Source organism: Kitasatospora sp. NEAU-69, assembly GCF_057158765.1.
Genome location: NZ_JBWXUE010000046.1, coordinates 18,174 through 30,921 on the forward strand (window position 1 = coordinate 18,174; position 12,748 = coordinate 30,921).

At 73.7% G+C, this 12,748-nt stretch carries 10 protein-coding genes; 9 read left to right on the plus strand and 1 reads right to left on the minus strand.

From position 1 onward, the window contains the following. Positions 1-148 precede the first annotated feature (148 nt). The 5 genes from AC060L_RS33960 (at position 149) to AC060L_RS33980 (ending at position 6,267) form a co-directional block, all read left to right on the plus strand. Complete coding sequence (locus AC060L_RS33960; protein WP_483802832.1) at positions 149-1,783, plus strand: ParB and winged helix-turn-helix domain-containing protein; 1,635 nt, start codon at positions 149-151, stop codon at positions 1,781-1,783. A 254-nt stretch (positions 1,784-2,037) separates the two neighbouring features. Then, entirely contained in the window at positions 2,038-2,790 is a 753-nt protein-coding gene (locus tag AC060L_RS33965) for an HAD family hydrolase (RefSeq protein WP_483802833.1), read from the plus strand. After that, a complete protein-coding gene (locus AC060L_RS33970; RefSeq protein WP_483802834.1) occupies positions 2,787-5,225 on the plus strand; it encodes a glycoside hydrolase family 65 protein in 2,439 nt (812 codons plus the stop codon). Before AC060L_RS33965 ends, AC060L_RS33970 begins: the two co-directional genes overlap by 4 nt. A 180-nt stretch (positions 5,226-5,405) precedes the next feature. Then, on the plus strand, positions 5,406-6,020 hold the full coding sequence (locus AC060L_RS33975) for a helix-turn-helix domain-containing protein (RefSeq protein WP_483802835.1): 615 nt from the start codon (positions 5,406-5,408) through the stop codon (positions 6,018-6,020). Positions 6,021-6,105: 85 nt separating this feature from the next. Next, entirely contained in the window at positions 6,106-6,267 is a 162-nt protein-coding gene (locus AC060L_RS33980) for a DUF6126 family protein (RefSeq protein ID WP_483802836.1), read from the plus strand. A 6-nt stretch (positions 6,268-6,273) separates the two neighbouring features. On the opposite strand, the gene pdxR is transcribed toward AC060L_RS33980, so the two are convergent. Beyond that, positions 6,274-7,689: a MocR-like pyridoxine biosynthesis transcription factor PdxR gene (pdxR, locus tag AC060L_RS33985; RefSeq protein ID WP_483802837.1), complete on the minus strand. Its 1,416-nt coding sequence runs from the start codon at positions 7,687-7,689 to the stop codon at positions 6,274-6,276. 50 nt (positions 7,690-7,739) lie between these two features. On the opposite strand from pdxR, the gene AC060L_RS33990 reads away from it, so the two are divergent. The 4 genes from AC060L_RS33990 (at position 7,740) to AC060L_RS34005 (ending at position 12,746) form a co-directional block, all read left to right on the plus strand. Then, entirely contained in the window at positions 7,740-8,249 is a 510-nt protein-coding gene (locus AC060L_RS33990; RefSeq protein ID WP_483802838.1) for a carboxymuconolactone decarboxylase family protein, read from the plus strand. Between the two features lie 169 nt (positions 8,250-8,418). Next, a complete protein-coding gene (locus AC060L_RS33995; protein WP_483802839.1) occupies positions 8,419-11,019 on the plus strand; it encodes a WD40/YVTN/BNR-like repeat-containing protein in 2,601 nt (866 codons plus the stop codon). A gap of 137 nt (positions 11,020-11,156) precedes the next feature. Further along, the gene (locus AC060L_RS34000) at positions 11,157-11,885 is read left to right on the plus strand and encodes an MgtC/SapB family protein (protein ID WP_483802840.1); all 729 of its coding nucleotides are present in this window, start codon (positions 11,157-11,159) and stop codon (positions 11,883-11,885) included. A gap of 69 nt (positions 11,886-11,954) precedes the next feature. Next, positions 11,955-12,746 carry an NAD-dependent epimerase/dehydratase family protein gene (locus AC060L_RS34005; RefSeq protein WP_483802866.1) on the plus strand — a complete coding sequence of 264 codons (792 nt, stop codon included), beginning with the start codon at positions 11,955-11,957 and terminating at the stop codon, positions 12,744-12,746. The last annotated feature ends 2 nt before the right edge of the window (positions 12,747-12,748 follow it).

Genomic DNA, 12,748 nt, shown 5'->3' on the forward strand with positions numbered 1-12,748 from the left:
GGCGGCAGCAACGGTGTTGAGGAGACCTGAACGCGTCAACGAGCGACTGAGAGTCTCGCCGGCCGTCCACCGCCGGGCGTTCGACCTCCGCATCGCGAACCGTCACCCGCCGCGATCTGCCACTGACTTCCACCACAGAGGGGCCGTCATGACTGCTGCCGACCGTATCCCCCTCGACTCCGTGCGCCTCGGGGAGTCGCCGCGCTTCATCGCCGAGGACGCGGCGCACGCCGCCCGGCTCGCCGAGAGCGCCGGCGAGCTGCCGCCGATCCTGGTGCACCGTCAGACCATGACCCTGGTCGATGGGCGGCACCGGCTGCAGGCGGCCCGGCTGCGGGGCGAGGAGACCATCGCCGTCGAGTACTTCGACGGGTCGGCGCAGGACGCGTACGTCCGGGCCGTGGAGGCGAACACGGCCGGCGACGAGTACGGCCTGCCGCTGAGCATCGCGGAGCGCAAGGCCGCCGCCGAGCACATCATCAGCCTGCGCCCCGAGCTGTCCGACCGCTCGATCGCGCTCAACGCGGGGCTGTCGGCGAAGACGGTCGGCGGGATCCGGCGGCGGTCGGAGGGGGCGGGCAGCCAGCTGGCGACCCGGGTCGGCCGGGACGGCCGGCTGCGGCCGGTCAACCCGGACGCGGGGCGGCAGCGGGTGCTCCAGGTGATCAGCGAGCGGCCCGGCGCCTCGCTGCGCGAGATCGCGCGAGCGGCCGGTGTCTCGCTGGGGACGGCGCACGGGGTGCGCAGCCGGGTGAACCGCGGGCTGGAGCCGGCGTCGGTGACGGCCGGTGCGGCGGGCCACGTCCGCGAGGGCGCGGGGGCGCGCGAGGGGGCCGGGGTGGCCCGTGCGCGGCACAACTGCAGTGGGGCGACGGGCGGTCGCGGCTGTGGCGAGCGGTGCGCGGTCGGCTCGGCGGGGTCGGCGGCGGTCGGCTCGGTCGGGTCCGTCGGGTCGGTCGCGCACCGGGGTGTGGGCGCCGGCGGCTCGGTGCCGGTGCAGCGGCGGGCCGGCTCGGCGCACGCGGTGCAGGGGGCCGTGCAGCACGCGATGCAGGGCGCGGTGCAGGGGGCCGTGCAGCGGCCGGTCCAGCACGCCACGGCGCACGCGGTGCAGGGGGCCGTGCAGCACGCGATGCAGGGCGCGGTGCAGGGGGCCGTGCAGCGGCCGGTCCAGCACGCCACGGCGCACGCGACGCAGCACCCCACTCAGCACGTCACGGCGCAGACCAAGGCGCACGCCACGCAGCACACCGCCCCGCACGCCACGCAGCACCCGGTGCAGCGGCACGTGCAGCCCCAGCGGCCGGTGCCGGTTCAGGGGCCGGTCCAGGTGCAGGGCAAGCTGCCGGTGAACGGGCCGGGGAAGCCGGCGGTGGCGCCCGCCCGCCCGGTCCAGCGCCCGAAGCCCGTCGGCGCGCACCCGCAGCCCGCCGTGCACGCCGCCGTCGCCGCGCCGGCCCCGGGCGCCGCGCGCCCGGCTGACCAGCAGCTGCACCGGATCGGCCCGCGCCGCCTGCCGGTCGGTGGCGACAGCACGCCGGACGGCTCGTTCGCGGCGCTGGCCAGGCTGCGCCGCGACCCGTCGCTCAAGTTCACCGACAACGGCCGCGCGCTGCTGGTCTGGCTGCACCAGCGGCTGGCCTCGGTGGACCAGGCCGAGCCCGAACTCCAGCACATCCCGCCGCACTTGCTCCCGGTCGTCGCCGACCTCGCGCTGGAGTGCGCGGAGGGCTGGCGCGAGCTCGCCGAGCAGCTCCGCGGCCGCTCCCGCCGCATCGGCTAGGACCGGAGCGGCCCCGGCGGCCTGCCGGCGGTGGCTGGCAGGCGTGCGCGGGCGGGCGGTCGGCCGGCGTGCGCTTCGCCGCCTGCTCCGGCGGCCGCCCCCCGCCCGCCCCCGGCCGCCGTGCTGGCTCTCCCACCAGCGGCGGGGCCGCTCGGCAGAGGCGCTGCGGCGGGAGTCCAGGGCGCGACTGAACGCTGTACGACGCGCCGTCCCGAATCGGCCCGGAGTCAGGTTTTCTGGGCCAGACTGCAAGCATGCTGCTGGGGCTACCCGATCACATTCGCGCCTATCTCTTCGACCTTGACGGCGTGCTCACACAGACGGCCAAAGTCCATGCCGCCGCCTGGAAGTCCATGTTCGACGCCTTCCTCCGCGAGGAGGCCGGGCGCACCGGTGACGAGTTCGTCCCCTTCGACCCGGTCGAGGACTACGACCGCTTCGTGGACGGCCGCCCGCGCCTGGACGGCACCCGGAACTTCCTGCAGTCGCGCGGGATCGAGCTGCCCGAGGGCAGCCCGGCCGATCCGCCGTCGGCCCGCACCATCAACGGCCTGAGCACCAGCAAGAACGACCTGGTGCTGCGCCTGATCCGCGAGCAGGGCGTGCAGCCGTACGCCGGTTCGGTCGAGTACCTGCACCGGCTGCGGGTGCTCGGGCTGCCGCGCGCGGTGGTCTCCTCCAGCGCCAACTGCCGGGACGTGCTCAAGGCGGCCGGCATCGACGGCCTGTTCGACGTCGTGATCGACGGTGAGGTGGCCAAGCGGGAGGGGCTGCCGGGCAAGCCGGCGCCCGACACCTACCTGGCCGCGGCGAAGAAGCTGGGCGTCGAGCCCAAGGACGCCGCGGTCTTCGAGGACGCGCTGGCCGGGGTTGCCTCCGGCCGGGCGGGGGGCTTCGGCACCGTGGTCGGCGTGAACCGGACCGGGCAGGCCGAGGCGCTGCGGGAGAACGGCGCGGACCTGGTGGTTGACGATCTGTCGGAACTGATCGAGGGGGCGGCACAGTGACCGCACAGGAGGGCTTCGCGGTCGATCCGTGGAGCGTGACCGAGTACAGACTGGACCTGGAGGGCCTGGCCCGCACCGAGTCCGTCTTCGCGCTCTCCAACGGCCATATCGGCCTGCGCGCCAATCTCGACGAGGGCGAGCCGCACGGCCTGCCGGGCACCTACCTGAACGGTGTCTTCGAACTGCGCCCGCTGCCCTACCCGGAGGGCGGCTACGGCTTCCCCGAGTCGGGCCAGAGCGTCATCAACGTCACCAACGGCAAGCTGATCCGGCTGCTGGTCGACGACGAGCCGTTCGACCTGCGCTACGGCGAACTGCGCGGCCACCGCCGCTCGCTGGACTTCCGCGAGGGCGTGCTGCGGCGCGAGGCGGAGTGGACCAGCCCGGCCGGCCGGACCGTCAAGATCCGCACCAACCGCCTGGTCTCGCTCACCCAGCGGGCGATCGCGGCGGTGGAGTACGAGGTCGAGGCGGTCGACCACGCGATCCGGATCGTGCTCCAGTCCGAGCTGGTCGCCAACGAGCAGCTGCCGGAGGGCGCCGCCGACGACCCGCGCGCCGCCGCGGTGCTGGAGGCGCCGCTGGTCGCCGAGGCGGACCACGCGCACGGCACGAAGGCCTCGCTGGTGCACCGCACCCGGTACAGCGGCCTGCGGGTGGCGGCCGGCATGGACCACTTGATCGAGGGCCCGGACGGGGTCAGCGTCACCTCGGAGTCCCGGCACGACCAGGCGCGGATCAGCGCGACCACCGTGCTGAAGCCCGGCGAGAAGCTGCGGATGGTCAAGTTCATCGGCTACGGCTGGTCCGCGACCCGCTCGGTTCCGGCGGTCCGGGACCAGGTGGAGGCGGCGATCACCGCTGCGCGCTACTCGGGCTGGGAGGGCCTGGTCGCCGAGCAGAAGGAGTTCCTGGACGAGTTCTGGACCGCCAGCGACATCGAGATCGACGGCGACGTCGAGCTCCAACAGGCCGTCCGGTTCGCGCTCTTCCACGTCCTCCAGGCGAGCGCCCGCAGTGAGGAACGCGCCATCCCCGCCAAGGGGTTGACCGGTCCCGGCTACGACGGGCACAGCTTCTGGGACACCGAGACCTTCGTGCTGCCGGTGCTCACGTACAGCCTGCCGGCCGCGGTCGCCCAGGCGCTGCGCTGGCGGCACACCACGCTGCCGCTGGCCCGCGAGCGAGCGGCCCAACTGGGCCTGGAAGGCGCGGTGTTCCCGTGGCGGACGATCCGCGGCGAGGAGTGCTCGGGCTACTGGCCGGCCGGTACCGCGGCGTTCCACATAGGGGCGGACATCGCGGTCGCGGTCGCCCGCTACGTACGGGCCACCGGTGACATCGACTTCGAGCGCAACTACGGCCTCGAACTGCTGGTGGAGACCGCCCGGATGTGGCGCTCGCTCGGCCACCACGACTCGTTCGGCAACTTCCGGATCGAGGGCGTCACCGGCCCGGACGAGTACAGCGCGGTCGCGGACAACAACGTCTTCACCAACCTGATGGCGCAGACCAACCTCAAGGCCGCCGCCGAGGCGGTCGGCCGCCACCAGCTGGAGGCCGCCGCGCTCGGTGTGGACACCGAGGAGACCGCGGCCTGGCGCGACGCGGCCGCCGCGATGTACATCCCGTACGACGAGAAGCTCGGCGTGCACCCGCAGGCGGACGGGTTCACCGACCACCAGGTCTGGGACTTCGAGGGCACGCCGCAGGAGAAGTACCCGCTGCTGCTGCACTACCCGTACTTCGACCTGTACCGCAAGCAGGTGGTGAAGCAGGCGGACCTGGTGCTCGCCATGCAGATCCGCGGCGACGCCTTCACGCCGGAGCAGAAGGCGCGCAACTTCGCGTATTACGAGCGCCTGACGGTGCGCGACTCCTCGCTCTCGGCCTGCACGCAGGCCGTGATGGCGGCCGAGGTGGGCCAGCTCGACCTGGCCTACGACTACACCGCCGAGGCCGCCCTGATGGACCTGCACGACCTGGGCGGCAACACCCGCGACGGTCTGCACATGGCCTCGCTGGCCGGCGCCTGCATCGCGCTGGTGGCCGGCTTCGGCGGGCTGCGCGACCACGGCGAGGTGATCGGGTTCCGGCCGCGGCTGCCCGCCGGGCTGGTCCGGCTCGCGTTCTCGCTGCAGATCCGCGGGCACCTGCTGCGGGTCGAGATCACCCACGACGAGACGACCTACACGCTGCGCGAGGGCGACAAGATGCGCCTGGAGCACGACGGGGAGTCGGTCTGGGTCGAGGTCGGCCAGCCGGCCAAGCGGCCGACGCTGAACCCGCCGGCCGGCGAGCGGCCGATCCAGCCGCCCGGCCGTGAGCCGGCCCGCCGCCACCCGCAGACCGGCTCGGCGATCGGCTCGGTCGGCTCGGGGACCTCCCCGACCACCGGCTCGGCCCCGTCGATGGAGCACCTGGCCGCGGAGTAGCCCTGGCGCTCAACCGCTGAACGTGCGGCCCGAGGAGGGTTCCTCCTCGGGCCGCCGCGCGTTTTCAGGGCGGGCCGGGGTGGAGTGGGGCGGGCTGGGGCGAGGTGTGGGCGGGCGACAGCTTTTTGCCTCTGAGGCACATTCCTTGCCTGTCAGGCAGGACGGGTGTGCACTGGTCTCATGAGCACCAGCCCCCCGCCCGACTCGGCGGAGCCCGAACTGCCCGGCCTCGGCGCCCGGCTGCGCGAGCACCGGCAGGCCAACCACCTCACGCTGGAGGTCGCCGCCGCCCGGACGGGGCTCTCGCCAGCGTACCTGTCCCGGCTGGAGACCGGCCGGCGTCAGCCCTCGCTGCCGGTCCTGCTCGCGCTCGCCCGGCTGTACGGCGGCACGGTGGCCGGGCTGCTCGGCGAGCAGCCCGGCACGCCCGACCCGGTGATCCGGGGCGGCGCGATCGAGCCGGGCCGTGCCGGTGGCTGGGGCTACCGGCGGGCCGGCGTGCCCGGCCGGGCGATGCAGGCGCTGCGGGTGCACGTGCCGCCGGGCCTGCAGGACGCGGTGGTCCGGGTGCACGCCGGTGAGGAGTGGCTGCACGTGGTCCGCGGCCGGCTGCGGCTGACCCTCGGCGAGACCGTCCATCTGCTCGACCCCGGGGACAGCGCGCAGTTCGACTCGCTCACCCCGCACCGGATCGCGGCCGACGGCGCCGACGGCGTCGAGCTGCTCTTCGTCCACACGCTGGTGCAGAGCCCCGGCAGCGAACTCTGCCTGGGCGACGCACCCCGCAGCCACTGAGGCGTCCACTGAGTCGTCCCCCCAGCCGTCCCCTGGGCCATCCCCCGAGTCATTCCCTGCTGCACCGTCAGGAAGGACCTCTGCCATGTCCGTCCAGCCCGTTCGCCCGCACTACGCCCCCACCACCGACGGCGGCAAGCGAACCGACCACCGGGTGGCGATCCGGGTCGGCATCTACATGGCCGCCGCCCACCTCTTCGGCGGCTTCCTCTACCTGCTCTTCTGGCTCGGCGCCCACCACCACTGACGCCCATCACCCCAGCAGCTCGGCCAGTGCCGTGAGACCGGCGCCGAAGGACCGCTCGGACGGCGTGCCGAAGCCGATCACCAGCGCGGGCGGCAGCGCTCCGGCCGGGGTCAGCGGGTGCCGGAACCAGTCCAGCCCCTGGAGCGCCAGGCCGCGCCGCCGCCCGCGCCGGATCAGCTGCTCCTCGCTCGGCGCGCCCGGCGGCAGCCGCATCACGGCGTGCAGGCCGGCCGCGATCCCGGTCACCTGCACGCCGGGCGCGCGCTCGGCCAGCACCGCGGCCAGCCGGTCGCGGCGCCGCCGGTAGTGCAGCCGCGCCCGGCGCACCTGCCGGTCGTAGCCGCCGGAGGAGACCAGCTCGGCCAGCGCGAGCTGTTCGAGCACCGCCGACTGCCCGTCGGCCCGTGCCTTGGCCCTGGCCATCGGCTCGACCAGGTGGCTCGGCAGCGCCAGCCAGCCGAGCCGCAGGCCGGGGGCCAGGCTCTTGCTGGCCGTCCCGGCATAGACCACCCGGTCCGGGTCTAGCGCCTGCACCGCGCCGATCGGCTGCCGGTCGTACCTGAACTCGCCGTCGTAGTCGTCCTCGATCACCAGGCCGTCGCTGCGCCTGGCCCAGTCCACCGCGGCGGCCCGGCGCGCCGGGGCCAGTGGCGTGCCGGTCGGGAACTGGTGCGCGGGGGTGAGCAGGACGGCGCGAGGTCCCAGCTCGGGGAGCAGCTCGGTGCGGGCGCCCTGCTCGTCCAGCGGGAGCGGCACGGTGGCCGGCCCGGCGGCCTCGATCAGTCGGCGGTGCGGCGCCAGCCCGTAGCCCTCGACGGCGATCGGCCCGGCGCCGCGCTCGTGCAGCACCGTGCTGAGCAGTGCCAGGCCCTGGGCGTAGCCGGAGCAGAGCAGCAGGCGGTCGGGGTCGGTGCGGACGCCGCGGACCCGGCCGAGGTAGTCGGCGAGTGCCCGGCGCAGTTCGATCCGGCCGCGCGGGTCGGAGTAGCCGAACGCCTCGCGCGGGGCGTCGGCCAGCGCCCGGCGGGTGGCGGCCAGCCAGGCGGCGCGCGGGAACAGGTCCAGGTCGGGGCGGCCGCTGCGCAGATCGCAGCTGATCGGGGGCTCGGGCCGACTGGCCGGCGCGGGCTCGGTACGGCGCTGCGGGGCGCGGTCGGCCACCGTGGTGCCGGAGCCCTGACGGGAGATCAGCCAGCCCTCGGCGGCCAGCTGGGCGTAGGCCTCGGCCACCGTGTTGCGGGCGATCCCGAGGTCGGCGGCGAGCGCCCGGGAGGACGGCAGCCGGGTGCCGGGGGCCAGGCTGCCGCCGGCCGCCGCCTCGCGCAGGGCGTCCTCCAGCGCGGCCCGCAGGCCGAGCCCGCGGGCCCGCAGCCGGGGTAGGTCCAGGTGCAGGTCGCGTCCCCAAATGGCCCAGGTATCCATGCCATAAATGAACCAGAGTGGCGGTCCAGTTGCACCCTAGGGTGGTGGGCATGAGCACTGCGACCGATCCGAACACCGTCCCCGCGACTGCCGTCCCCGCGTCCACCGTCCCCGCGCCCGCCGTTCGCGTCGAGAACTGGCACCAGAAGGCGCCCGAGGTCCTGCGGGCCATGCTGAAGCTCACCGAGGCGGCTTCGGCCGGCCTCGACCCGGTGCTCGTCGAGCTGGTGAAGATCCACACCTCGATGATCAACGGCTGCGCGTACTGCATCGACAAGCACGCGGCCGACGCCCGCAAGCTCGGCGAGGCCGAGCACCGGATCTTCGCCCTGCCGGCCTGGCGCGAGACGCCGTTCTTCACCGCCCGCGAGCGGGCCGCGCTGGCGCTGACCGAGGCCGTCACCAAGCTGACCGAGGGCCATGTGCCGGACGCGGTCCACCAGCAGGCCGCCGAGCAGTTCGACGAGGCCGAGCTGATCCGGCTGATCTCGCTGATCGGCACCATGAACGCCTGGAACCGGCTCGGGGTCAGCCTGCGGATGAGCCCGCCCGCGCGCTGACCGTCGCTGCGGCCGACAGCATGTCGTGCACCAACGTGCTTGGAACCTCCCGGTATTGACCGTTTCCGGACAACGAATCGGTCAAGCTTGCGCCGATCTCCCGGCAGCCCGGCCACCGCTGTGGTCGAGTCACCCCGGCCGAATGGCCAGTGACGACCGGGAGGTTCTGTTGTCGGCACCACTGCACACCGGGCGATGGCTCACGATCTGCGCCCTTGCCGCGACCATCGGGATGATCGGCTCACCGGCCGGGTCGGTCCCGCTACCGCACCAGTTCAAGCCCGTCACCAGGGCGTCGGCCTCGCCGCAGGACGGCGACGGCGGCGACGAGTCCGACTCGATCCAGGAGGGGGCCGACCAGCGGGCCGAGGCACGGACCTCCCCCGGCACCGTCGCACCGGGTGCCTTCGCCGCCGCCTGGAAGGCCATGACGGCGCTGCCCGATACCGGTGGGAGCTGGCAGCACGCCACCGGGCTGCCGTACAACTCGGACGACCCGCGCTACCGTGACGTCTCCTCCAACTCCAGTGCGGGAATGGGCAACGTCACCGGCCGGATGGCCGGTCTGGCGGCCGACAGCGAGGGCCACGTCTACGCGGCCAGCGCCGGCGGCGGGGTCTGGCGCTCCTCGGTCGGCGGCGGCGACTGGCAGCCGATCAGCGACCAGCTGCCGACCCAGTCCGGTGGCGCGCTCGCGCTCGACGACCGCAACCACCTCTGGCTGGGCACCGGCGAGGCCACCACCGGCGCGGACGCCTACCTCGGCTCCGGCGTCTACGTGCTGGAGCACCCGGAGAACGGCCAGTTCACCGCGCACAACCACGTCGGCGGTCCCGAGCTGGACAGCACCACGATCCACGAGCTGCGGTTCGGCGGCAACAAGGTCTGGGCCGCGACCAGCAAGGGCGTCTGGAGCCACTCCACGATCGACCTGAGCGGGCCGTGGACGCTGGAGTTCGCCCCCAATCCGGCCTATCTGCCCGGTGGTTCGCTGGCGAGCGACCCGAACGCGCCGTACAAGAACCTGGCCAACGACATCGCGATCGACCCCAAGGACCCGTCCAAGGTGGTGCTGGCCGTCGGCTGGCGCAGCGGTGACGACTACAACGGCTTCTACAGCAAGGCCGCGGACGGCAGTTGGCAGCGGATCGGATCGCTCGGCGACCTGCCCACGGACGCTGCCGACGTCGGTTCGGTGACCTTCGCCCGGTCGGCCGACGGCTCGCGCTACTACGCGATCGACCAGTCGCCGGCGCTGCTGACGAGTGGCGCGCCGAGCGCGCTGGCTGGCATCTTCGTCTCCAAGTCCGGCTCCCCGCTCGGCCCGTGGACCAAGGTCGCGGACTCCCAGGCGCTCGCGGCGTCGGGCTCGGCGCTGACCACCCCGACCGACCTGCCCGGCCAGCAGGCCTGGTACGACGAGTCGCTCCAGGTGGACCCGACCAACCCGGACCACGTCTACGCCGGCCTGGAGGAGCTCTTCGAGACCACCAACGGCGGCAGCAGCTGGAACACGGTGGGCCCGTACTGGAACTTCAACTTCCCCTGCTGGAGCATCGATCCGACCCAGCAGAGCGGCAGCTGCCCGCAGACCACGCACCCCGACCAGCACGCGCTGGCGATGGGCAGCTACCAGGGCAAGCCGTACCTGCTGGCGGGCAACGACGGCGGCGTCTACCGGCGTCCGCTGAACGGCCAGGTCAACGCGAGCGGTCACGCCACCGACTGGACCTCGCTCAACGACGGCACCATCGACGCGCTGGAGTACTACTCCGTCGGCATCGGCAAGGACCCGAACGCCGCGGGGGTGGCCGTCAACGGCGGCATGCAGGACAACGGCCAGTCGATACTGCGCCCCGGCGACACCGTGATGGGCTCCAACTTCGGCGGTGACGGCGGCGATACGCTGACCGACCCGGCCAACGGCTGCAACATCGCCCAGGAGTACGTCTACCTCGCGGTGAACGTCACGCAGAACTGCGCTGTGAACGACGGTAGTTACCTGACAGACCCGAGCAAGGCGACCACCTTCGCGGTGGCCCCGCCGGACAACGCACTCGGCAGCGCGGGTGCCCGCTTCATCGCGCCGCTCGGCACCGACCTGAAGGACGGCAACACCTGGGTGGCCGGTGGCCGGCACATCTGGATCCAGCACCAGGGCTACGGGATCCGCGACGCGAGCGCCTGGAGCAGCGCCTACGACCTCGGTGCCGGACGCGTCGCGACCGCCGTCGCGGACTCGGGCGGCAAGGTCTACGCGGCCTGGTGCGGCCCGTGCAACAACCAGGGCTTCGCGCGCGGCATCGCGGTCGGCAACGCCGACGGCACCGGCTGGCAGCAGCTGAACCTGCCGGTGGACGCGACCGTGCCGAACCGCTACCTGGCCGGTCTGGCGATCGACCCGGGCAACTCGAACCACCTCTTCCTCGCGGTCAACGGCTTCTCCCGGCAGTGGACCTCGGGACCGGGCGCGGGCATCGGGCACGTCTTCGAGTCCACCGACGCGGGTGCGCACTGGGCCGACATCTCGGCGAACCTGCCCGACGTCCCGTCCAACGCGGTGCTGGTCACCCCCGGCGGCGGGCTGGCGCTGGCCACCGACCTCGGCGTGCTCTACCGCGCGCCGGGCAGCAAGAACTGGCAGCGGGTCGGCGAGCTGCCGGCCGTCGCGGTCGATCAGCTGAAGATCGGCCCGGACGGACGGCTCTACGCGGCCACCCACGGGCGCGGCATCTGGTCGATCTCGCTGCACGAGGGCGGGCACCACTGACCTTCGGGTGCTGACGCGGCCGGGGACTGCTGCCCCGGCAGAGACACTGCGGTGGTGTCGGGCCCTGTCCCGGCACCACCGCGGCCGTTGTGGCTGGTCCGGCCGTTCCGGCGGTTCCAGCCGTTAGAGTGCGGCCCGTGCACACCTTGAGTACGGTGGATTTCCTCACCCGGCTGGCGGCCGGGGTCGGCTGCGGTGCGCTGATCGGCGTGGAGCGCCAGTGGCGGGCCCGGATGGCCGGGCTGCGGACCAACGCCCTGGTCGCGGCCGGTGCCACGCTCTTCGTGCTCTACAGCGAGGCGGTGCTGGATCCCGGCTCGGCCACCCGGGTGGCCTCGTACGTGGTCTCCGGCATCGGCTTCCTCGGCGGCGGGGTGATCCTGCGCGACGGTGCCAGCGTGCGCGGCCTGAACACGGCGGCCACGCTCTGGTGTTCGGCCGCCGTCGGCGTGCTCGCCGCCTCCGGCCACCTGCAGTTCGCGCTGTTCGGCACGCTGGCCGTGCTGCTGGTCCACCTGCTGCTGCGCCCGGCCGGCCGGCTGATCGACCGGGTGCCGCAGGACGACCCGGACATCGAGGGCGTCCGGGCCAGCGTGCACCTGCTCTGCGACCGGAAGAAGGAGACCCAGGTGCGGGCCCTGCTGCTGCAGGCGTTCGGCGCCGCCGGGCTCACCCCGACCGGGCTGCGGGCCCGGCAGGAGGACGACCACACCACGAGGATCCGCGCCACCGTCGCGGTGACTGGTGACCCGGCCCGGGCGCTGGAGCAGTTGATCACCCGGCTCTCGCTGGAACCGGGCGTGCGCGACCTGCACTGGCACCTGACCGAGGAGCGTCAGGATCCCGAAGCCGAGGCGCTGACCTGAGCCGCTGAGCTGAAGCCCATGCACCTTGCGCCTGTGAACGGAGAGATTGCGATGCCAGAGACCGACCCGATGCCCGCCCACCCGCGGACCGTGCTGCTGACCGGCGCCGCCGGCGGTGTCGGCACCATGCTCCGCGCCGAACTCCCCGGCTACGGATACGGGTTGCGGCTCTTCGACCGCGCGCCGATGCCCGCGGAGCCCGGCGCGATCACCGCCGAGCTGGCCGACACCGAGGCGCTGACCGAGGCCGCCCGCGGGGTGGACGCGATCGTCCACCTGGCCGGGATCGCCCAGGAGGCGCCGTTCCCGGAGATCCTGGCGGCGAACATCGTCGGCGCGTACCAGCTTTACGAGGCGGCCCGGACGGCCGGCGTGCGCCGGGTGGTGTTCGCGAGCAGCAACCACGCCGTCGGCTTCACCGAGCGCCCGGCCGCGGGCGCCGAGGTCGGCAGCGACACGCCGCACCGCCCGGACACCTACTACGGCCTCTCCAAGTGCTTCGGCGAGGATCTCGCCTCGCTCTACGCCGACCGGCACGGCATCGACACCGTCTCGCTGCGGATCGGCTCCTGCTTCCGCGAACCGACGACGCTCCGCCACCTCGGCACCTGGCTCAGCCCGGGCGACTGCGGCCGGCTGGTGCACGCGGCGCTCAGCGCCCCGGTCCACGGGCACGTCGCCGTCTACGGCATCTCGGCGAACACCCGGGCCTGGTGGGATCTCGGCCCGGCCCGCGCGCTCGGCTACCGCCCGCAGGACGACGCCGAGGCGTTCGCCCCGGCGCTGCTCGCCAAGTACGGCGAACCGGCCGCGGACGACCCGGAGTTCCGCTACGTGGGCGGAGCGTTCACCGAGGCCTGAGC